The sequence below is a fragment of the Streptomyces sp. NPDC085944 genome (assembly GCF_040686295.1).
Classification (GTDB): domain Bacteria; phylum Actinomycetota; class Actinomycetes; order Streptomycetales; family Streptomycetaceae; genus Streptomyces; species Streptomyces salinarius.
The window spans coordinates 168,747-190,655 of sequence record NZ_JBFBJX010000016.1; the positions used below are offsets into that span (position 1 = coordinate 168,747).

Annotated in this window: 15 protein-coding genes; 10 read left to right on the forward strand and 5 right to left on the reverse strand. The window is 74.4% G+C overall.

Going from position 1 to position 21,909, the window contains the following annotated elements; genetic code table 11:
- Nucleotides 1-180: 180 nt before the first annotated feature.
- The 4 genes from AB0P07_RS28590 to AB0P07_RS28605 all read left to right on the forward strand — a co-directional run bounded on the left by AB0P07_RS28590 (nt 181) and on the right by AB0P07_RS28605 (nt 7,650).
- On the forward strand, nt 181-2,880 hold the full coding sequence (locus AB0P07_RS28590; RefSeq protein WP_365555565.1) for a tetratricopeptide repeat protein: 2,700 nt from the start codon (nt 181-183) through the stop codon (nt 2,878-2,880).
- A 3-nt stretch (nt 2,881-2,883) separates the two neighbouring features.
- A complete protein-coding gene (locus tag AB0P07_RS28595) occupies nt 2,884-4,275 on the forward strand; it encodes a PP2C family serine/threonine-protein phosphatase (protein WP_365555567.1) in 1,392 nt (463 codons plus the stop codon).
- A 113-nt stretch (nt 4,276-4,388) separates the two neighbouring features.
- On the forward strand, nt 4,389-5,771 hold the full coding sequence (locus AB0P07_RS28600) for a VWA domain-containing protein (RefSeq protein WP_365555569.1): 1,383 nt from the start codon (nt 4,389-4,391) through the stop codon (nt 5,769-5,771).
- 46 nt (nt 5,772-5,817) lie between these two features.
- Nucleotides 5,818-7,650, forward strand: coding sequence for an FHA domain-containing protein (locus tag AB0P07_RS28605; protein ID WP_365555570.1), 1,833 nt, complete (start codon nt 5,818-5,820; stop codon nt 7,648-7,650).
- A gap of 29 nt (nt 7,651-7,679) precedes the next feature.
- On the opposite strand, the gene AB0P07_RS28610 is transcribed toward AB0P07_RS28605, so the two are convergent.
- Nucleotides 7,680-8,654: a methyltransferase domain-containing protein gene (locus AB0P07_RS28610; RefSeq protein WP_365555571.1), complete on the reverse strand. Its 975-nt coding sequence runs from the start codon at nt 8,652-8,654 to the stop codon at nt 7,680-7,682.
- Between the two features lie 86 nt (nt 8,655-8,740).
- On the opposite strand from AB0P07_RS28610, the gene AB0P07_RS28615 reads away from it, so the two are divergent.
- From AB0P07_RS28615 to AB0P07_RS28630, 4 genes are all read left to right on the forward strand, one after another.
- Nucleotides 8,741-9,154, forward strand: coding sequence for a globin (locus AB0P07_RS28615; RefSeq protein WP_061444711.1), 414 nt, complete (start codon nt 8,741-8,743; stop codon nt 9,152-9,154).
- A 171-nt stretch (nt 9,155-9,325) separates the two neighbouring features.
- Entirely contained in the window at nt 9,326-12,631 is a 3,306-nt protein-coding gene (locus tag AB0P07_RS28620; RefSeq protein WP_365555573.1) for an FtsX-like permease family protein, read from the forward strand.
- Nucleotides 12,632-12,998: 367 nt separating this feature from the next.
- On the forward strand, nt 12,999-15,731 hold the full coding sequence (locus tag AB0P07_RS28625) for an FtsX-like permease family protein (protein ID WP_365555575.1): 2,733 nt from the start codon (nt 12,999-13,001) through the stop codon (nt 15,729-15,731).
- A gap of 64 nt (nt 15,732-15,795) precedes the next feature.
- Nucleotides 15,796-16,755, forward strand: a complete 960-nt coding sequence (locus AB0P07_RS28630; protein WP_365555577.1) for an ABC transporter ATP-binding protein — start codon at nt 15,796-15,798, stop codon at nt 16,753-16,755.
- A gap of 38 nt (nt 16,756-16,793) precedes the next feature.
- On the opposite strand, the gene AB0P07_RS28635 is transcribed toward AB0P07_RS28630, so the two are convergent.
- Genes AB0P07_RS28635 through ettA form a run of 3 tightly spaced genes read right to left on the reverse strand, consistent with a single transcriptional unit; the run spans nt 16,794 to nt 19,581 of the window.
- Entirely contained in the window at nt 16,794-17,507 is a 714-nt protein-coding gene (locus AB0P07_RS28635; RefSeq protein WP_365555579.1) for a hypothetical protein, read from the reverse strand.
- On the reverse strand, nt 17,504-17,914 hold the full coding sequence (locus tag AB0P07_RS28640) for a thioesterase family protein (RefSeq protein ID WP_102931604.1): 411 nt from the start codon (nt 17,912-17,914) through the stop codon (nt 17,504-17,506). The genes AB0P07_RS28635 and AB0P07_RS28640 overlap by 4 nt, the downstream gene beginning before the upstream one ends.
- Before the next feature lie 2 nt (nt 17,915-17,916).
- The gene (gene ettA / locus AB0P07_RS28645; protein WP_365555581.1) at nt 17,917-19,581 is read right to left on the reverse strand and encodes an energy-dependent translational throttle protein EttA; all 1,665 of its coding nucleotides are present in this window, start codon (nt 19,579-19,581) and stop codon (nt 17,917-17,919) included.
- 241 nt (nt 19,582-19,822) lie between these two features.
- Between ettA and AB0P07_RS28650 the strand changes: the two genes are divergently transcribed.
- On the forward strand, nt 19,823-20,338 hold the full coding sequence (locus AB0P07_RS28650; RefSeq protein ID WP_365555582.1) for an HAD domain-containing protein: 516 nt from the start codon (nt 19,823-19,825) through the stop codon (nt 20,336-20,338).
- 273 nt (nt 20,339-20,611) lie between these two features.
- Here AB0P07_RS28650 and AB0P07_RS28655 read toward each other — a convergent pair whose 3' ends face one another.
- Nucleotides 20,612-21,367 carry a GntR family transcriptional regulator gene (locus AB0P07_RS28655; protein ID WP_365555584.1) on the reverse strand — a complete coding sequence of 252 codons (756 nt, stop codon included), beginning with the start codon at nt 21,365-21,367 and terminating at the stop codon, nt 20,612-20,614.
- A 79-nt stretch (nt 21,368-21,446) separates the two neighbouring features.
- Between AB0P07_RS28655 and AB0P07_RS28660 the strand changes: the two genes are divergently transcribed.
- Nucleotides 21,447-21,725: a hypothetical protein gene (locus AB0P07_RS28660; protein ID WP_356199938.1), complete on the forward strand. Its 279-nt coding sequence runs from the start codon at nt 21,447-21,449 to the stop codon at nt 21,723-21,725.
- Nucleotides 21,726-21,909: the final 184 nt, after the last annotated feature.

Below are 21,909 nucleotides of genomic sequence, written 5' to 3' on the forward strand. Positions count from 1 at the left end.
AGGAGCGAGCACGAGCGCACGCGCGGCGACCGGCGCAGGAGCGGCAGACGCCCCGGAAGCGCGAACCGACGCACGCGCCGCAGCCGCCACGGGAGCGAGCACCCGGGCAGGAGCGAGCACGCGCGGCGACCGGCGCGGGAGCGCAAGCCTGCGCGGGAGTGAGCAGGGGGAGGCAGCGTCATGAGTGAGGCAGGGCGGACGTGTCAGCGTCCCGGCTGCGGCGGGACCTACGAGGACATGGGCGGCGGCGAGCTGTACTGCGACACGTGTGGTCTCGCGCCGGTCGTCGCGGCGGGCGGCGCGCTCGGCTCCGCGCCGACCGGCGTCACCGGAGGCGGCGGGGCGGGCCGGGGTTCGCGCGGCTCGTCGGGCAGCGGCGGTTCCCGCTCCGGCTCCCGCAGTTCCCGTACGTCGTCGCAGTCGTCGAGGTCCCGGCGCTCGGTGTCGGGCCGGCTCTCGCGCGCCGTGTCGGGCCGCTCCACGGGCCGTTCGGTGTCGGTGCGCAGCTCGGGTTCGGGCGCCGGTTCCACCGGGCGCGGGCGACTCGGCGTCGGTCTGGTCGAGGTGCCGGCGGTGCCGCGGCCCGACCCGCGCGAGATGGTCATGGACCGCCCGGAGGTGCCCGAGCGCAAGCGGTTCTGCTCCCGCTCGGACTGCGGGGCGCCAGTCGGGCGGTCGCGCGGCGAGCGGCCGGGCCGCACGGAGGGCTTCTGCACCAAGTGCGGCCACCCGTACTCGTTCGTGCCCAAGCTGAAGGCCGGGGACGTGGTGCACGGCCAGTACGAGGTGGTGGGCTGCCTCGCCCACGGCGGCCTGGGCTGGATCTACCTCGCCGTCGACAAGGCGGTCTCCGACCGCTGGGTGGTCCTCAAGGGCCTGCTGGACACCGGCGACCAGGACGCGATGGCGGCGGCGATCTCCGAGCGGCGTTTCCTCGCCGAGATCGAGCACGCCAACATCGTGCGGATCTACAACTTCGTCGAGCATCTCGACCAGCGCACCGGCTCCCTCGACGGCTACATCGTCATGGAGTACGTCGGCGGCAAGTCGCTCAAGGAGATCGCCAACGCCCGGCGCTCCCCGCAGGGCCGGCGCGACCCGCTGCCGGTCGAACAGGCCTGCGCGTACGGCATCGAGGCGCTGGAGGCGCTCGGTCACCTGCACAGCCGCAAGCTGCTGTACTGCGACTTCAAGGTCGACAACGCCATCCAGACCGAGGACCAGCTCAAGCTCATAGACATGGGCGCGGTCCGCCGCATGGACGACGACGAGTCGGCCATCTACGGCACGGTGGGCTACCAGGCGCCGGAGGTCGCCGGGGTCGGCCCGTCGGTGGCGTCCGACCTGTACACGGTGGGGCGCACCCTCGCCGTGCTGACCTTCGACTTCCAGGGCTACACCACCGTCTACGCGGACTCCCTGCCGGATCCCGACAACATCGACGTCTTCCGGCGGTACGAGTCGTTCTACCGGCTGCTGGTGCGCGCCACCGACCCCGATCCGGCCCGCAGGTTCGCCTCCGCCCAGGAGATGGCGGAGCAGCTGACGGGTGTGCTGCGCGAGGTGGTCTCGCTGCAGACGGGCCGGGCCAGGCCCGCCGTCTCCACGCTGTTCGGGCCCGAGGTACGGGTGACGGACACGGAGCTGTTCCCGCGCCTGGACGGCGAGGTGTCGCGGCTCGGCGCGAGGCCGGTCCGTGCGCGGGGCCGCCGGGGCGGCTCTGGTGCGGCACCGGTCCCGGCCGGCGGGCCGGGCCCCGGGCTGCCGGGCGGGACCGGTCCCGCCGTGGGTGCGCCGGGCGGGACCGTCGCACACGCCCCGCAGGCCGGCCCCGCGGGCACGACGGGCACGACGACGGGGGCGCCGGGCGGCGCGAGCGCGTCGCTGCCGGGTGCCGTGAGCACCGTCGGCGGTCTCGGCACCGCGGCTTCCGCACTGGTCAAGGCGGCCGACGCGCCGACCGCGACGCTCGCGCTGCCGGTACCCCGGGTCGACGCCGCGGACCCGAACGCGGGTTTCCTGGCAGGCCTGATGGCGTCCGCGCCGGCCGAGCTGCTGACCGCGCTGGCCGCCGCGCCGGCGCCGTCGGCCGAGACGCGGCTGCGGGAGATCCGTGCCCGGCTGGAGAACGGCGACGCGTCCGGCGCGCTGGCCGTCCTCGGGGACCTGGAGGACGAGCGCCCGGACGACTGGCGGGTGGTCTGGTACCGGGGTCTGGTCACATTGGTGACCGGCGCCCACGAGGACGCCGCGCTGGCCTTCGACGCGGTCTACGACGCCTTCCCGGGCGAGATCGCGCCCAAGCTGGCGCTGGGCCTGTGCGCGGAGGTGCTGGGGCAGATGGACAACGCCGCCGAGTACTACCGGCTGGTGTGGGCCTCCGACCCGAGCCATGTCAGCGCGGCGTTCGGGCTGGCCCGGGTCCAGCTGGCCGGTGGCGACCGGGCCGGTGCCGTACGGACGTTGGAGTCGGTGCCGGAGTCGTCCGTGCACTGCACCGGAGCGCGCGTGGCGGCCGTACGGGCGCGGCTGCGGCAGCGCACCGCGGCCGCGGGCGACCTGGAGTTCCTGGACGATCTGGTCGCCGCCGCGCGGCAGGTCGAGGCGCTGGACGTGTACGGTCTGGATCCGGCGCGGCGCGAGCAACTGTCGGCCGAGGTCCTCGGTTGCGCGCTGGACTGGGTACTCTCCGGAGGTCGGGGTTCCGTCCCTCCCGCCGCCGGGGGACGGACGCTGCTCGGCAGCGGCCTGGACGAACGCGGACTGCGCTTCGGCCTGGAGCGCTCGTACCGCACGCTGGCCCGGCTGGCGCGTGGCGGCGAGGAGAGGATCGACCTGGTGGAACGTGCCAATCGTTACCGCCCCCGGACGTGGGTGTAGTTGATGTCGCAGATGCCCCAGCAGGCCGCTGTGTCGAAGTGCCCGAGCTGCGAGGAACCCCTCGAGTCGGGTGACCGTTTCTGCGGTGCGTGCGGATACGACCTGTCCGTCGTGCCCGCGCGGCCCGAGGACAGCCCCACTCTCGCCGTCAACGGCGCGGTGCCCGCACCGGACGGCGTGGACTGGCCCGTGGCCCGGGACTCGGACGGCCACGGCCGACCCGCCCCGGTGCACGCGGCGGCCGAACTGCCGGGCACCGACTCGGGTGGCTCGCCCCTGCTGCCACCGCCCTCGCCCGCCCCGCCGGCGGCACCGCCCGCGACCCCGCCGGCCGCCGCGGAGTCCGCCGCGCCCGGCGTGCGCTTCGACCGGCCGGACGAGCCCGACGAGTACCCCCTGCAGGCGCCCGACCCGCGGCTGACCGCCGAGCAGGACGCCGCCGCGCAGGTGCCGGCCCCGCCCGCCGGGCCGCCCGGCGCCGAGAAGGTGTGCGTCGCCTGCCGCGCGGGCCGGGTCGACGGCGACGGCTACTGCGAGAACTGCGGGCACGCCCAGCCCCGCGAACGCGACCACATGGAGCAGGAGTCGGGCCCGATCGCCGCCGTCAGCGACCGCGGTCTGCGCCACCACCGCAACGAGGACGCGTTCTCGGTGGGCTGCACCGCGTTGCCCGACGGCGCCCCCGCCTCCGTGGCGATCGTCTGCGACGGCGTGTCCTCGGCGACCCGCCCCGACGACGCCTCGCTCGCCGCGTCCCGGGCGGCCGGCGAGTCGCTGCTGGGCGCCCTGCCCCGCGGCACGCACCCGCAGCAGGCCATGCACGACGCCATCCTCGCCGCCTCGCACGCGGTCAACGCGCTGGCCGACGAGCCCGCGACCGTCCGCGAGCAGGCCCCGCACCAGAACGCGCCCGCCTGCACCCTGGTCGGCGCCGTGGTCACCGCCGGTCTCCTGGTCGTCGGCTGGGTCGGCGACAGCCGCGTCTACTGGGTGCCGGCCGACCGCTCCACCCCGCCCGCCCGGCTCACCGAGGACGACTCGTGGGCCGCGCAGATGGTCGCCGCGGGCCTGATGAACGAGGCCGAGGCCTACGCCGACGAGCGCGCCCACGCGATCACCGGCTGGCTGGGCGCCGACGCCTATGAACTGGAGCCGCACACGGCGTCGTTCAAGCCGGACCGGGCAGGCGTGGTCGTGGTCTGCACGGACGGCCTGTGGAACTACGCGGAGTCCGCCGAGGAGATGGCCGACGCCGTGCCCCTCGACGCCGCCACCCGTCCGCTGCACGGCGCCCGCGTCCTGGTCGGCCACGCCCTGGACGGCGGGGGCCACGACAACGTAACAGTGGCCCTCCTGCCGTTCCCCGCCCCGCCACAGGGGGCAGGATCGGCCTGAGGCCCCCGCACGGGTACGGGTTTCAGGGGTGGCCTCGCGGACCGCAGGGGGCGGTCCGCGCACCACGAGCCAGGACCCCCGCTGGGGGGACGTAGAGGGGGATGCGATCCGGCATGGCCAATTTCTCGAAGTCGAACGTGCCGCAGTTCGCGGTGGACGTCTACCAGAACGAGTACCTGCCCGAGGGCGGCCGCGAGGTCAACGCCATCGTCACGGTCACCGCGACCGGCGGCGGCACGATCGGGAGCGCGGTCGCCGCGCCCCACCTGTACTCGCCCGGCCAGGGCCCGTCCGCCGCCGTGGCGTTGCTGGTCGACTGCTCGGGCTCGATGGACTACCCGCCGACCAAGATGCGCAACGCCCGCGACGCGACGTCCGCCGCGATCGACACCCTGCGCGACGGCGTCCGCTTCACGGTCGTGGCCGGCACGCACGTGGCCAAGGAGGTCTACCCGGGCGGCGGCCGGCTCGCGGTCGCCGACGCCACCACCCGGGCGCAGGCCAAGCAGGCGCTGCGCAGCCTCGGTGCGGGCGGCGGCACCGCCATCGGCACCTGGCTGCGGCTGGCCGACCGGCTGCTGGCCACCGCGGACGTCGCCATCCGGCACGGCATCCTGCTCACCGACGGCCGCAACGAGCACGAGTCGCCGCAGGACCTCGCAGCGGCGCTCGACGCCTGCGCCGGGCGTTTCACGTGCGACGCCCGCGGCGTGGGCACCGACTGGGAAGTGAAAGAAGTCACAGGGATCGCCTCCGCCCTGCTCGGCACCGCCGACATCGTCGCCGACCCGGCCGGTCTGGCCGCCGACTTCACGCGGATGATGGAGACGGCCATGGGCAAGGAGGTCGCGGACGTCGCGCTGCGCCTGTGGACGCCGGTCGGCACCACGGTGAAGTTCGTCAAGCAGGTCGCACCGACGGTCGAGGAGCTGACCGGCCGCCGTATCGAGGCGGGACCGCGGGCCGGCGACTACCCCACCGGTTCCTGGGGTGACGAGTCGCGTGACTACCACGTCTGCGTGGAGGTACCGGCCGCCGGGCTCGGCCAGGAGATGCTGGCCGCCCGCGTCTTGCTGGTCATCCCGGAGCCTGGGGGCACCTCCCGCTCGAGCGAAGCCGCCAGTGGGGGAGGCAGCGTCCAGAACCTCGGCGCGCAGGGTCTCGTACGAGCCGTGTGGACCGACGACATGGCCGCCTCCACGTCGATCAACCCCCAAGTCGCCCACTACACCGGGCAGGCCGAACTGGCACAAGCCATCCAGCAAGGGCTGGACCTGCGCAAAGCGGGAGACATCGACGGAGCAACGGCCAAACTGGGCCGCGCGGTTCAGCTCGCCGGCGCCTCCGGAAACGCCGATACGGCGAAACTGCTTGCGAAGGTGGTGGACGTGGTGGACGCGGCGGCAGGTACTGTGCGACTGAAAGCGAAGGTCGAGGAGGCCGACGAGATGACTCTCGAGACCCGGTCCACCAAGACTGTTCGTGTAAAGAAGTGACGCACAACAACCGCGCGACACGCCCGCAAGAGAGGGAAGCTCCGACATGCCGACCTGCCCGAACGGACACCAGTCGGGTTCCGACGACTGGTGCGAGGTCTGCGGTCACCGCATGGCCGGTGCCGTGCCGCCCCCTCCACCGCCCCCGCCGCCCGGCGGCGGCTACGGCTTCCCGCCGCCCGCCGGTCCGGGTGGGCCGGGCGGCGGCCCCGGTGGCGGTCCGGGCGGACCCGGCGGCGAGCCGCAGTTGTGCCCGCAGTGCCGCACGCCGCGTGAGGGCGGTGCGCCGTTCTGCGAGGAGTGCCGGTGGAACTTCCTGACCAACACCGCCACGTCGTACACCCCGGCCGCCCCGCGCCCGCCGGCGCCCGGCGCGGCCCCGCACTTCGGACAGCCGCCGACGGGTCCCTCGGGGGGCCCGTCCTTCGGCGGCGGTGACGCGTACGACTACCAGGGCTCCCGCCCGTCCCAGATGAACCGCCCCGCCGAACCGATTCCCCCGGGCCCGCCGCCGTTCGGCAGCGACCCGTCGGGACGCGGTGGCCCCGGGGGCCCGGGCGGCGGTGCCGGTGGTCCTGCGGGAGGACCCGGCGGCCCCTTCGGCCCCGGCGGCCCCGGCGGCCCCGGCGGTTCTGACCGGCCCGGCGGCTCCGGGGGTCCCGGCGGCTTCGGCAACCCCGACGGGCCCAACCGCCCTGGCGGACCCGGCGGCTTCGGCGGCCCTGGTGGTCCCGGCGGCCCTGAGCGGCCCGGCGCTCCCGGCGGCTTCGGCGGCCCTGGTGGTCCTGGTGCTCCCGGCGGCCCTGAGCGGCCCGGCGCTCCCGGATCTCCTGGCGGACCCAACGGTCCCGGCGGCTTCCCAGGTCCCGGCGGTCCTGAGGGGCCCGGCCGTCCGGGCGGACCCAACGGTCCCGGCGGCTTCGGCGGTCCCGGCGGCCCTGGTGGTCCTGGTGCTCCCGGCGGCCCTGAGCGGCCCGGCGCTCCCGGATCTCCTGACGGGCCCAACGGTCCCGGCGGCCCTGACAGGCCCGGCGGTTTTGGTGGTCCTGGCGGCCCCGAGCGGCCCGGCGGCCCGAACGGTCCCGGCGGCTTCGGCGGTCCGGGCGGTCCCTCCGGCCCGCCGCCCCCGCCCGGTTTCGGTGCCGATCCCTCGCGTCCCGTCCCGCCTCCGCCCCCGCCCGGTGGTGCCGGCGGTCCGGGCGGTCCGGGTGGTGCCCCGCAGGGGTTCCAGTCCGGTCCCCCGGCCCCGCCCGCCTTCCCGCAGGAGACCAACCGCCCGCAGCAGGGCGGCCCGGCCTTCGGCGGCGGCGGTGACGACGACTGGGTGCTCTCCCCGCCGACGTCCGGCGGTCCGGGCGGTCCGGGCGGTCCGGCCCAGGGGGGCGGCTACGGCTACCCTCAGCCCGGCGCCACGCAGGCCCCGCCCGGCCCCGCCCAGGGCTTCCCGCAGCAGCCGCAGCGGCCCCAGCAGCCGACCACCTGGTCGGCGACGATCGGCCCGGACCGCGAGTACTTCATGGCGATGATGCAGCGCTCCGGCCCCGAGGCCGCGGGCCTGAACCTGCCCGCGTACTCGCCCGAGCAGCAGCGCACGCTCACCGGCAACCAGATCACCATCGGCCGCCGCCGGCACTCCACCGGCGACACCCCGGACATCGATCTGGCCGTGCCGCCGGAGGACCCGGGCGTCTCGCACCAGCACGCGGTGCTGGTGCAGCAGCCGGACGGCAACTGGGCGGTCGTCGACCAGAACTCGACGAACGGTACGACGGTCAACGGCGGCGAGGAGCCGATCCAGCCCTTCGTGCCGGTGCCGCTCCAGGACGGCGACCGGGTGCACGTAGGCGCCTGGACGACGATCACGATCCGCCGGGGATAGACACGGCGGTGCGCCCGAGGGGGCCTGCGTCAGGCGAACGGCCAGGCGTACGGCCCCTCGGGGTCGTCCAGCCACGCCCAGGCCCGTTCGCCGCTGACGGTGAGGCCGTAGCGCTCGCGGCGCGGGGCGTCCTCGCGGTCCCACAGCGCGTACGCCTCCTGCGGGTCGAGGCCGCCCCGGCTCAGCGCCAGCAGGAAGCGGAACAGGTCGTCCTCCCGGGCCCGGCGCGGTACGCCGCCCAGGCCCGGTGTCTCGGGCTCGGCCCGGCCCGCGCCGCGCAGCGGCACGAAGTACGCGGGCGTGTGCAGGAAGCGCCCCTCGGCGTGCTCGGCGTCGCGGACGGTGAGGACGACGAGCCCGGTGGCGAGCGGGGTCAGGATCCGCCCGCCGGGACGGCACTGGGCGGTCCACGCCCGGGGGATCGAGGACAGCTCGCAGGTGGCGAGGATCCGGTCGTAGGGGGCACGCTCGGGAACGCCGCGGGCGCCGTCGCCCGTGACGACGGCCGGGTGGTACCCGGCGGCGTCCAGGTGCCGGCGGGCGGACTCGGTGATCTCGGGGTCCAGGTCGACGGTGGTGACCAGGTCGTCGGCGCCGAGCCGGTGGGCGAGCAGGGCGGCGTTGTAGCCGGTGCCGGCGCCGATCTCCAGGACCCGGTCGCCGTCGCGCACGTCCAGCTCGACCAGCATCATCGCCATCAGCGAGGGCTGGCTGCTGGAGGAGAGCAGCTCGCCGTCGCGCATCCGGGTCGCCAGCGGGGCGTCGGCGTACGCGCCGCGCACCCAGTGCTCGCGGGCGGCGGGGTCGGGGTGCTCGCCCCACCGGCGTTCGTAGCCGCCCCGGACGCCGACGTAGTAGTACGGCACGAAGAGGTGGCGCGGGACCGCGAGGAACGCCTCCCGCCACACCGGGTCGGCCGTCCAGGCGCCGCTCAGCTCGATCTCGCGCACCAGCTCCGCCCGCGCGGAGGCGGCGAGGCTGTCCAGGTCCTCGTACCCGCCCATGCCTCCACAGTACGGGCCGGCCGGGGCCGCGGGCAGGGTCCGGGCCAGTCCTGGGTCTTGAGTCCTATGCCGCCGGGTCTGAGACCATGGACGGCGTGAATGAGATTCGGCGCGGCACGCTTCAGGAGCAGACCTTCTACGAGCAGGTCGGCGGGGAGGAGACCTTCCGCCGCCTCGTCCACCGCTTCTACGAGGGAGTCGCCGAGGATCCGATCCTGCGGCCGATGTACCCCGAGGAGGACCTGGGGCCGGCCGAGGACCGATTCGCGCTGTTCCTCATGCAGTACTGGGGCGGTCCGACGACGTACAGCGACAACCGGGGCCACCCGCGGCTGCGGATGCGGCACGCCCCCTTCGTCGTCGACCGGGCCGCGCACGACGCCTGGCTGAAGCACATGCGGGTCGCGCTCGACGAGCTGGGTCTGTCCGAGGAGCACGAGCAGACGCTGTGGAAGTACCTGACGTACGCGGCGGCGTCGATGATCAACACCCCGGACTGACCCCGGATCCCGACCCGGCAGCCCTCTCCGACTGACGGGCGCATTCCGGTCACCCGACGCCGGATTCCGGTCACAATCCGGTCAAGGCCGAGCCCTGGCCGCTTACTTCCGCACCCCCACCTCTGTCACCATCCCGGAGAGGTCTGGACAACAGCGGCGGGGGGGCCGGGGGTGGCGGGGTACGGCGGACTCTTCGGGTTCGTGCTGCTGCGGGCGCGGGCGCACCGCCTGTTGCTGGCCGCGGCCCTGCTCACCGTCCTGCTGACCACGACGGTCCTCGCCACCCTGACCGCCTACTCGGGCGCCGTCGGCGACGCCGCCCTGCGGCACGCCCTCGCCGACCCGCGCACCGGGGCCGAGGCGGCGCTGATCGTGAAGGCGGACGTACCGGCCGGACAGCGGTCGGCCGCGGACCGCGCCGTGCGCGAGGGTGCCGCGAGGACCTTCGACGGGCTGCCGTTCACGGTGCGGACCCTGGTGCGCTCGGGCCCGTACGCGCTGCCCGCCTCCCTGCGGCCCGGGACGGGGCGCTCCGACAACCCGGATCTCACCTTCTTCGCGGCGCTCGACCCGAAGCAGGTCCGCGTCGAAGAGGGGCGGATGCCCGGGAGCGGGGCCGAGGATCCCGACGGCGCGGTCGAGGTGGCCGTGCCCGTGGCCGCCGCCGAGCGCGTCGGCGTCGCCACCGGTGACCGGCTCACCCTCACCGACCGGCTCGACGGCCCGGCCGTCCGCGTCGTGGTCAGCGGCCTGTACCGGCCGGCCGACGCCGGATCGCCGTACTGGCGCCTCGACGACCTGGGCGGGCGCGGCGTGAAGGAGGGCGGGTTCACGACGTATGGGCCGCTGCTCGCCCCGCCGGAGGTGCTCAGCGAGGGCCGGGTCGGTGCGGGATCGTCCGGGTGGCTGGTGACGGCGGACTACGCGTCCCTCACGACCGGGCGGACCGAATCCCTCGCGGAGGCGGCCCGGGGCGGCATGGCGTGGCTGCGCGAGCAGAAGGTGCTGAGCGGCACCACCGCGGCGACGACCGACCTGCCCGCGATCCTGGAGCGTCTCGACCGGTCGCTGGAGGTCTCCCGTTCCACGCTCCTCGTCATCGCGCTGCAGCTCGTCCTGCTCGCATGCGGTGCGCTGCTGCTGGTGGCGCGGCTGCTGAGCGTGGAGCGGGCGGGCGAACTGCGGCTGCTGCGGGCGCGCGGAGCCTCCCGGGGCCGGTTGGCCGCCGGGTCCGCGCTGGAGGCACTGCTGCTGGCGGTGCCCGCGCTGGTCTGCGCGCCGCTGCTTGCGGGAGAGCTGGTCCGGCTGCTCGCCGGGCAGGGGGCGTTGGCCCGGATCAGGCTCGGCTGGGAGCCGGCGGCCGGTGGCAGCGGCACCGTGTGGCTGGTGGCGGCGGTGGCGGCCCTCGGGTGCACCCTGGCCGTGACGCTGCCGGCGCTGACCCTTGCGCCGGAGACCGACGGCGGCGGCCGTTCCCGGGCGCTGCCGGGCTGGTTGCGGGCCGGCGCGGACGTGGGCCTGCTGGTGATCGCGGGCATCGCCTACTGGCAGCTGGACCAGCAGACCTCCGCCGGCCCGGCGGGCGACGCCGACGAGGCGGGCGTCCTGGGCGTGGATCCGCTGTTCGTGGCGACGCCCGCACTGGCGCTGCTGGCCGGGACGGTGCTGGCGCTGCGGCTGCTGCCGCTGGTGGCGCGGCTCGCGGAGCGCCGGGCGGCGAGCGGGCGCGGTCTCGCGGCGGCGCTGGCGGGCTGGCAGCTGAGCCGGCGTCCGATGCGCGGGGCGGGTCCCGTGCTGCTGCTGGTGCTCGCCGTCGCGCTGGGCACGATGGCGATCGGCCAGGGCGCCTCGTGGTCCCGCTCACAGGACGACCAGGCCGACTTCCGCGCGGGCGCGCCGATCCGGGTGCAGGCGTCGGGGACGCCGGGCCCGGGCCGCACCGACCTGATCGCGGGCGTCCCGGGGGTGGCGGAGGTCGCTCCCGCCGCCCGCTCCGAGATCTCCCTGTCCGGCGACCGGACGGCGACGGTGCTCGCGTTGGACACCTCGCACGCGGCGGACCTGATGCTGATGCGGCCGGACCTGGCCGACGAGTCGCCGCGCGCGCTGCTGGCCGGGATGGCGCCCCGGGAACCGTCGAAGGGCGCGCGCATACCGGCGGGCACGGCCCGGCTCGCGCTGACGGCGGCCCTGACCGTCCCCGACACCGCCCCGGCGTCCGCCGGCCCCCGCTCGGCCGACGTGACCGTCACCGTCGAGGACCGCTGGGGCACCCCGTACCGGCTCCAGGCCGGCTCCCTGGCCGCCGACGGCCGCGAGCACACCCTCGGCGTGGACCTCTCCGCAGGACCGCTCACCCTCACCGGCGTCGAGTCCACGGTGGTCCAGCCGCGTGGCCGGGGCGAGGAACACCGCCTGGCCGTACGGCGGGTGACGGCCACGGCAGCCGACGGGACCGCTCGGCCGGTGCCGCTGCCGGACGCCTGGACGGCCGTCGGGGAACTGTCGCCGCCGTCGGACACACCGGACCCGGACGGCGCCCCGACCGCACCGCGCCTGCTGGACTCGGCTCCGCTCGCCGTCGAGTACGGCACGGGTCACTCGGACCCCGAGAGCTGGCGGACGACCGCGCTGACCGTACGGCTGCGGGTCGCCCGGCCGGAGCCCTCCGTGGTGACGGCGGTGGCCACCGACCGCTTCCTCGACTCCTCGGGCGCCCGCCCGGGGCAGCGCGTCACGGTGCTGATCGCCGGCCACGACGTCCCGGTGCAGATCGCTCGCTCCGTGCGCGAACTGCCAGGCACCGGAGCCGAGACCGCTTCGGCGCGGTCCGGCGGTGCCCTGCTGGTCGATCTGGCGGCGGTGAACCGGAAGTTGCAGAGCGAGTACACCGCCGCCGTCGTGCCCACCGAGTGGTGGGTGCGGACCGCGCCGGGGAAGACCGGGGAGGCCGCGGCGGGCCTGCGGGCCTTCCCGGACACCGCACCGACGCAGGTCCTGGTGCGCGGCGAGGTCGCCGAGCGGCTGCGCGACGACCCGTTCGGCGCCGGGCCCGGGGCCGCGTTCGCCGCGGCGACCCTGGTGGCGGGGGCCCTCGCGGCGGTCGGGTTCGCGGTGAGCGCGGCCGGATCGCTGCGTGCGCGGGGGGCCGAGTTCGCCGTCCTTCGTGCCCTGGGCGCCTCGCGCCGTCGGCTCGCCCGCACGGTCGCCGCCGAGCAGGGCGTGCTGACCGGCCTGGCCCTGCTGACCGGCGCCGCCCTGGGCGCGGTCCTGACCCGGGCGGTGATCCCGCTGACCGTGCTGACCCCGCAGGCCACCCGCCCCGTGCCGGAGGTCCTGGTGGCCCTGCCGGGTGACCGCATCGCCCTGCTGCTGACCGGCATGGCCGTCGTGCCGCTCCTGGTCACCGCGGCGCTGGCCCTGCGCCGCACCGACACGACGGTGACCCTGAAGGACCACGGAGGTACCGGCCGGTGAACCCCGCCACCACCCCGCCCAGGGCCACGCCACCCGTCACCGACTCGGAGCGCCCCACCCCAGTGACGGCGCACCGCACACACCCGGCAGCGGCCCCCCGACCACACCGACGCCCCACGGCAACCCCCGTAACCACCCCACCCCCGACCGCATCCGCCCCCACCGCACCGCAGCGCCCCACCCCAGTGACGGCGCACCGCACACACCCGGCAGCGGCCCCCCGACCACACCGACGCCCCACGGCAACCCCCGTAACCACCCCGCCCCCGACCGCATCCGCCCCCACCGCACCGCAGCGCCGCACCCCAGTGGCAGCCCAGCGCACGCACCCGGCAGCGGCCCCCGGAGGACAGGGAGGTACCGGACGGTGAACCGTGTGACCGCCCCCTGGGTGCGCACCCGGCTGCGAACCGCTCCCGGAGCCGCCGTCGCGCTGGCGCTGCTGGTGGCGCTGACCGCGTGCCTGGCCGCCGCGTTCCCCCGGACGCTGGACCGGTACACGGACGCCGGTCTGCGCCGGGCCGTCGAGCGGGTACCGGTCGACGAGAGCAGCGTCCTGGTGTCCGCCGCCCCCGCCCTCGGCGGCAGCGTGGACGACGCGGAGGACAGCGTCCGGCCCGAGCGGCTGACCGGCGCCTACCGGTCCCTCCTCGGCATCGTCGAGCGCCCGCTCGTCGTCGACGAGAAGCGCTCCTCCTACGGCGTCCGCGTCACCGAGAGCCTGCCCACGCCGGAGAAGTGGCTGCCCCGGCCCGACGGACTGCCCGCCGAGATGGTCCTCGCCGCCCAGGAGGGACTGGCCGGCCACGCCCGGCTGCGTTCCGGCCGGCTCCCCGAGGCCGCCGGCGGGCGCACGACCGTGTCGACCGCCGAGGCCGAGGCGGCGGTGACCGAGGAGACCGCCCGCACGCTCCACATCGAGGTGGGCTCGGTCATCCACGTGCCGGGAGAGCGCGACCTCACCGTCCGCGTCACCGGCATCGTCGCGCCCACGGACCCCGGCAGTCCCTACTGGTCCGTCGAGTCCGTGCTGCGCGCCCCCTCGCTGAGGCGCACGCCGGGGCCGATGGGCGCCTCCAACCCCACCTACTGGGTCGGCGGCCTGCTGCTCGCCCCGGAGGCGGGCCCCGCGCTCCTCGGCACGGCCCGAGTGAGCCGCTACTGGCACCTGGCCACCGACCCGGGCACCCTGCACAGCCGTGACCTCGAAGGGCTCCGCTCCGCGGTCGCCTCCCTGGAGTCCGGCCCCGGCCTGGAGCAGCTGCACTCGACGATCGGCCCCCTGACGGACGTCACGACCGGCCTCGACAGCGCCTTCACCGCGTACGAGGAACTGCGCGGCGACATCGGCCCGCTGATCGTCGTCGCCGCGTCGGGCGCTGGCACGGTCGCCGCCGTCGTCCTGCTGATGGTGGGAGGCCTGACCGCCGAGCGGCGCCGCGCCGAACTGGCCCTGCTGCGGGCCCGCGGCGCCTCCCTACGGGGCCTGATGGGGCGGCTGCTCGCCGAGACGGCGGTGGTGGCCGTGCCCGCGGGCGCCCTGGGTTTCGGCGCCGCCCTGCTCGCGCTGCCCGGCGCCCGCCCGCTCCCCGGGCTGTGGGCCGCCGCCGCGGTCACCGCCGTGGCCTGTCTCGCGCTGCCGCTGCGGGCCGCCGCCGCGCACCACGCCGTACGGATCCACGACGGCCGACGGGACGTGGCGTCCGTGCGCCCGTCCCGGCGCCGCACCGTCGCCGAGCTGACCGTCGTCGCCCTCGCCCTCGGTGCGGTCGAGATCCTGCGCCGGCGCGGCGCGACGGAGGGCGCGGGGGGCCTGGTGGCGATGGCACCGGTGCTGGTCGGGGTGATCGCTGCGCTGGTGCTGGTGCGTCTGTATCCGCTGCCGCTGCGCGGACTGGCCCGCCCGGCCCGGCGGCTGCGGGGCGCCGTCGGCCCGCTCGCGCTGGCCCGGGCCGGCCGTGCCTCCCACTCCGCGGTGCTGCCGCTGCTCGCGCTGCTGACCGCGTTCACCGTGGCGGCGTTCGGCGGTTCGGTCCTCAGCGGCGTGGCCGACGCCCGCGACAGCGCGGCACTGCTCTCCGTCGGCGCCGACGCCCGGGTGGAGGCCGACGAGGCGCTGCCCTCGGGGCTGCCCGACCGGCTCGGCCGGGCGGCCGGTGCGCGGGAGGTCACCGAGGTCGGCCTCGACTACGAGGCCAAGGTCCAGGACGGCCGCCAGACGCTGCCGCTGGCGGCGGTGGACCCGGCCGACTACGCGGCACTGGCGGGGCGGACGGGCCTCGGCGCGTTCCCCGCGGGCGAGCTGAGGCGGCCCGACGGTGCCGAGGGCGGCTCCGAGGACGCCGTGCTGCCGGCGCTGGCCTCTCCCGCGGTTGCCGAGAGGCTGGGCGGCGGCGCCTTCCAGGTGCTCCTGGCCGACGGCAGTTTCGCCACGCTGCGGATCGTGCTGGTGCGTGACCGGACCCCGGCCGTGTACGGCGACGACTTCCTCGTCCTGGACCGGGCCGGGCTGCCCGCCGCGGCCGCCCCGCCGAACGTGGTGCTGCTGACCGGCGACGGCCTGGACGCGGGCGCGCTGCACCGGGCGGCGGACGGCGTCGGCACCGTCCACCTCCGCTCCGAGGAGCGCCGCACGTACGTGGACTCGCCGCTGCAGTCCGGCGCGGAGCGCATCTACACGGCCGCCGTGGCCGCCGGGGCCGGCTATGCCGCCCTGGCCCTGCTGCTGTCCCTGGCGAGCGCCGCGCCCGAACGGGCCGCCCTCCTCGCCCGGCTGCGCACCATGGGCCTCACCCGCGCCCAGGGCCGCCGCCTGCTCGTCCTGGAGTCCCTCCCGCAGGCCCTGCCCGCCGCGCTGGGCGGCATCCTGACCGGCTGGGCGGCCGTCCGGCTCCTGTCCCCCGGCATCGACCTCACGACCATCGCGGTGTCGGCGACGACGTCCCCGGCGGGGCGCGCGGAACTGAGCGTCGACCCGTGGGCGCTGGCCGTCCCGGCCGTGGCGGTACTGGTGCTGGCAGTGGGGGTGGCGGCGCTCCAGGCGTGGTGGTCGGGCCGGCGCACAGCGGTGACGGAGCTACGGGCGGGTGACGCGCGGTGAGGGCACGACGGGAGACCGCGGCCGAAGACGCGGAGGACCGCGGAGCAGACACGGAGGTACCCCGATGACGACCGATCCCACCCTCGCCGACCTGGCCGGCCGCGCCGCCGCGTCCCGTGACCGGCCCGCCTACGGGCACGACGCGCTGATCACCTGCGACCGCCTGGTACGGATCTTCAGCGCGGACGGGGTGGAGGTGCAGGCCCTGCAGGGGCTCGACCTGCTGGTCCGCGAGGGCGAGCTGATGGCGCTGGTCGGCGCCTCGGGCAGCGGCAAGTCCACCCTGATGAACATCCTGGCCGGTCTGGACACACCGACCGCCGGGGCGGCCCGGGTCGCGGGGCGCGACCTGCTGACGATGACGGCGAAGGACCGCCTGGCCTACCGCCGTACGGTGGTGGGTTTCGTGTGGCAGCAGACGTCCCGGAACCTCATGCCCTACCTGACGGCCGCCCAGAACGTGGCCCTCCCGATGCAGTTGGCCGGCACCGGCGGACGCCGGGCGGCGCGCACCGAACGCGCGCTGGAGCTGCTGGACCTGATGGGCGTCGCCGACTGCCGCGACCGCCGCCCGCGGCAGATGTCCGGCGGCCAGCAGCAGCGGGTCGCCATCGCGGTGGCCCTCGCCGGCTCCCCGTCGGTGCTGCTCGCCGACGAACCCACCGGCGAACTCGACTCCCACACCGCGGAACAGATCTTCGCCGCGTTCCGCACGGCCAACGAAGCCCTGGGCACCACGGTCGTCATCGTCACCCACGACCAGGCGGTGGCCGGCGAGGTCCGCCGCACGGTCGCCATCCGCGACGGCCGTACCTCCACCGAGGTGCTGCGCCGCAGCGAGGTGGACGCCGAGACCGGCCACGAGACGGTGGTGGCCCGCGAGTACGCCATGCTGGACCGCGCCGGCCGGCTCCAGCTGCCTGCCGACTACACGGCGGCCCTCGGCATGCGCGACCGCGTCGCCCTGGAACTGGAGAGCGACCACATCGCCGTACGCCCGGACGACAGCGAGCCCCACCACTGAACCGGTGGCCCCGCCCGGAAGGGAAGGGCGGGCCGGCCTCAGCGCACGCTGAGGCCGAGGGCTCCGGTCCCCGCCCTGCGCAGGGCCACGGACCCGAAGGGCGTGCGCAACCGCAGCCACGCACCGGACGAGAACAGCCGGGGCGCGTCCTCGCCGGAGCCGGAGCCGGTACCGGCCTCGGAACCGGATGCTCCACGCGGCCGCAGGAACCCGAGCGACTGGGCCGCGTGCACGGCCCGCACCGGCAGCCCGGTGTCGCCGACGGTCCGGGACCAGATGTCCCGCCCGATGCCGTCTAGCGCGGCCCTCGTACGGTCCTCGGCCGCGAGCTCCTCCGTACGCGCCCGGAACTCCGCCACCGCGGCGGCGACCAGCGCGCGCAGGGCGTCCGGAGCGGGCAGTCCCGGTTCGGCCCGCCAACCGCCGCGCGGAGGCAGCACCCCGGCCCACGGCGGCCCGGTCACCGCACCGGGGACGCGGGCGGTGGCCGCCCGCTCGTCCACGCTCTCCAGCAGCTCACCGGCGGACACGGTCACGTCCAGCGTGGCGTCGAGCCCGTGCTCGTACGGCTTGGCCAGCCGTACCGTGCGCACGGCCAGCACCTCGAAGGAGGGCGGCCGGCCGAAGACGGCGAGGGCCGTGCCGGCGGCCTGGAGGCGCACCGCGGCGGAACGGTCGTAGTGGAGCAGCCGGGAGAGGAAGGCCGCGAGATCCGCGGCCTCCCCCTCGTCGGCGAGGTGGAGCACCGTCATGCGGCGACGGCCTCCTCCTCGGCGTCCGTGTACTCCCGGAGGAACTCCCGCTCGTCGGCGGTGATCCGCCGGGGGCGCTGCGTCTCGAAGTCGAACGGCACGATCACCGTGGAGGCGCGGACGTAGACGACGTCCCCGTCCTTCACCTCGTAGGTGAGCGTGAAGGAAGCCGCTCTGATCTCCGTGACCCACAGCTCGATGTCGACCGGGTGGTGCCGGTGGACGAGCTGGCGCTTGTAGTCGATCTCATGGCGTGCCACCACGGACCCCTGCTTGAAGTCCTTCTCCGGGCGGAACAGGAAGTCGATGCGTGCCTCCTCCAGGTAGCGGAGGAAGACCACGTTGTTGACGTGGCCGTACGCGTCCATGTCCGCCCAGCGCAGTGGGCAGCGGTAGATGTGCCGCAAGATCAGCCCCGGGTCAGCTTCTTGTAGGTGGCGCGGTGCGGGCGGGCGGCGTCGGCGCCGAGCCGCTCGACCTTGTTCTTCTCGTAGGACTCGAAGTTGCCCTCGAACCAGAACCACTTGGAGTCGCCCTCGTAGGCGAGGATGTGCGTGGCGACGCGGTCCAGGAACCAACGGTCGTGGGAGACGACGACGGCGCAGCCGGGGAACTCGAGCAGGGCGTTCTCGAGACTGCTCAGGGTCTCCACGTCGAGGTCGTTGGTCGGCTCGTCGAGGAGCAGCAGGTTGCCGCCCTGCTTGAGGGTGAGGGCGAGGTTCAGCCGGTTGCGCTCACCGCCGGAGAGGACTCCGGCCGCCTTCTGCTGGTCCGGCCCCTTGAACCCGAAGGCGGACACGTAGGCGCGGGAAGGCATCTCGACCTGCCCGACGTTGATGTAGTCGAGCTCGTCGCTCACCACGGCCCACAGCGTCTTCTTGGGGTCGATGTGCTCGCGGCTCTGGTCGACGTAGGAGATCTTGACGGTGTCACCGACCTTGATGGAGCCGGAGTCCGGCTCCTCGAAGCCCTGGATCATCTTGAACAGGGTGGTCTTGCCGGCGCCGTTGGGCCCGATGACCCCGACGATCCCGTTGCGGGGCAGCGTGAACGAGAGATCGTCGATCAGCACCTTCTCCCCGAAGGCCTTGCTGAGGTTGTTCACCTCGACGACGACGTTGCCCAGTCGCGGGCCCGGCGGGATCTGGATCTCCTCGAAGTCCAGCTTCCGCATCTTGTCGGCCTCGGCGGCCATCTCCTCGTACCGCGCGAGGCGCGCCTTGGACTTGGCCTGCCGCCCCTTGGCGTTGGAGCGCACCCACTCGAGCTCGTCCTTGAGGCGCTTCTGCCGCTTGGCGTCCTTCTGGCCCTCGACCTTGAGGCGGGTGGCCTTGGTCTCCAGGTACTTGGAGTAGTTGCCCTCGTAGCCGTGCAGGCGGCCGCGGTCGACCTCGCAGATCCAGCCGGCGACGTTGTCCAGGAAGTACCGGTCGTGGGTGACGGCCACGACGGTGCCCTCGTACTTGGCGAGGTGCTGCTCGAGCCAGTTCACGGACTCGGCGTCGAGGTGGTTGGTGGGCTCGTCGAGGAGCAGCAGGTCGGGCGCCTCCAGCAGCAGCTTGCACAGCGCGACGCGCCGCTTCTCACCACCGGACAGATTGACCACGGGCCAGTCGCCGGGCGGGCAGCCCAGCGCGTCCATGGCCTGCTCGAGCTGGGCGTCGAGGTCCCAGGCGTTGGCGTGGTCCAGCTCCTCCTGGAGCTTGCCCATCTCCTCGAGCAGCGCGTCCGAGTAGTCGGTCGCCATCTGCTCGGCGATCTCGTTGAAGCGGTCGAGCTTGCCCTTGACCTCGGCGACACCCTCCTGGACGTTCTCCAGGACGGTCTTCTCCTCGTTGAGCGGCGGCTCCTGCAGCAGGATCCCGACGGTGTAACCCGGGGCCAGGAAGGCGTCCCCGTTCGACGGCTGCTCCAGCCCCGCCATGATCTTCAGAACGGTGGACTTACCGGCACCGTTCGGTCCGACCACACCGATCTTCGCGCCGGGCAGGAAGCTCAGGGTGACGTCATCAAGGATCACCTTGTCGCCGTGCGCCTTGCGCGCCTTGCGCATGGTGTAAATGTACTCAGCCAAGAGAAACCGTCCGGCAGCTTGATCAGGCAGGTGGGCAGATACACCCCATCTTGCCGCACCGCCACCGCTGTGAGGAAACGCGTTCCCTGCGGGGCTCCTGACCTGGCCTTTCCTGGATGCCCCCGGAGCCTCACCTGTCACTGTCGGTCGCCGCCGATCGGCCTCGGGGACCCTCGCACGGCCCAGGGACGGCCCAGCCCGAGGGTGCCGCTCCCCCGCCGCGCGGGGCTACGGTGCTGCCGTGACCAGCTCATCGGAGCGCCCTCTCCTCTTCCTCGACGTGGACGGCCCACTGATCCCGTTCGGGTCGTCGGCTGGCCATTCGGAGGTCGCTGCCACCTCCTCGACGACCGTCGACGAGGGGAACCCATTGCTGGCCCGACTCGACCCTGGCATCGGGGAGCGCCTCATTGCTCTGGGCTGCCAGCTCGTATGGGCGACGACCTGGATGGAAGAGGCGAACGAAGTCATCGCCCCGCGCATCGGCCTGCCGAAGCTGCCGGTGCTGGAGTGGCCGGACGCCGACGTGGGCGGAACCCCGCGGGGCCTCCACTGGAAGACTCGCCCCATGGTCGAGCGGGCCGCCAGCCGACCCTTCATCTGGATCGACGACGAGATCAGCGTCATGGACCGCCTCTGGGTCGACGCCAGCCACCCTGGGCCGTCGCTGCTGCACCAGGTCGAGCCGGCCAAGGGCCTTAATGGCGCGGACTTCTCCGCGCTCGCCGAATGGCTCGAAGCCGTCGCGCCGAGATAAACACACCTCGGGGCTCCACGAAGTACGGGCCCGCTGACGCTAGGGCAGGATGTCAACGGAACACCTGCGGAACTGGGCAGACTTCCAGTGGCTCCTCCGGCCGGTCGGCCCACTGCCACCAGGTATGCCGATCAGCGCACCGCCACAGAGATCGGCAAGCCCTCCGGCCGTCGTCGTCTCTCTTGACCAGCACAAGACCGCCCGACTTCAAGGGCTGCTTGCACTCGGGACAGGACAGAGCATCGTCGGCCATACGGCGAACTCTCGGCGTGGCTATCGGTTGATTGGGATCTCATAGACGATCTCGCAGTGAGCCGCAGGGACCACGATGTCCGCAGTCTCCACGGGCTTACCGTCGTCGCTGTAGTACGTCCGCCGGATGTGCGTGACAAGGGCAGCTTTCTGGATGCCGAGTAGCGACGCCTCCTCGGCGGTCGCCTGCCTCGGCTCTGGCTGCTCCACGGCATGGCTGACCGTGATACCGATCGCGGCCATACGGTTCACGACGCCCGCTCCAGCATGCGGGCCGCCCTCGGGGAGAACGACGAGAGTGCCGGCGGTGAGTTCGTACGGCTCCCAACTCGTCGACAGCTGGACCGGCCTGCCGTCCGCCAGGAACTCGTACGCGGTCCGCACGCACAGTTCACCCTCGTCGATCCCGAGCCGCGCCGCGATGCCTGCGGGGGCCGGCACCTTGGCGTCCGTCCGACTCTCCCAGTCCCCCTGCCTACCCACGGCCTTCATGTCGGCCCGGAAGGGCGACCCGCTCGGCTGCTCGCGCGCCGACGAACGCACCACCCGAACCCGCTGTCTGGGCTCGGCGACGTAGGTACCCGACCCAGCGCGGCCTTCCAGCACGCCTTGGGAAATCAGAAGCTCTTGCGCACGACGGACCACGTTCTCGCCGACGCCGCACTCCTGGCCGATCTGCGCGCGAGAGGGCAGACGGTCCCCCGGCTCCCACAGGTGCTCCGCGATCCGCCGCCGGAGTTCGTCGGCGACGCGGAGATAGGGCGGCTGCTCAGGCATATGGAAAATCTAGTCCACTAGCTCTAATCTAGTTAACTAGCTTTACTCAAAGTGATCGCTGGATGACGGAGGCTGCCCTGTGCCCGCTTCGGGAGTTAGCGCGGCGGCCATCGCCGCCCGGCTGTCCGCCCTCGGGCTTTCCACGCGAGTGGAGGAACAGCACCAGCACACATCGGTGGAGGCGGAGGTGCCGGACACGCTCTCCGCCGAGTCATGGCGGGAGGTTCTGGACGTGGTGGCTGAGGCCGACCGCTTCGGGCTCCTCGCCACCAGCTTGAACGGCCGCACCTTATGGGCGGTCGTACGCAAAGCGGCCCCCACGACGGGCGATGTCGGGGGACCGAGCCATCAGCGATAGGAGCTGAACAGCGTGCTCAACCGTATCCGCCGCGCCTTCTCTCTCACTAGGGTGCGCAACTCTCCAAGGGGCAGGCACCGCCGGCCGTTAGAAGCTGTTGTCTTTCCGGGCGCGATCGACGCGTTTCCGCTGGTCGGGGATAGGTCTGGTGGTTCCGTGGGAGTGGTGGCCTGTTGGGTCGTCG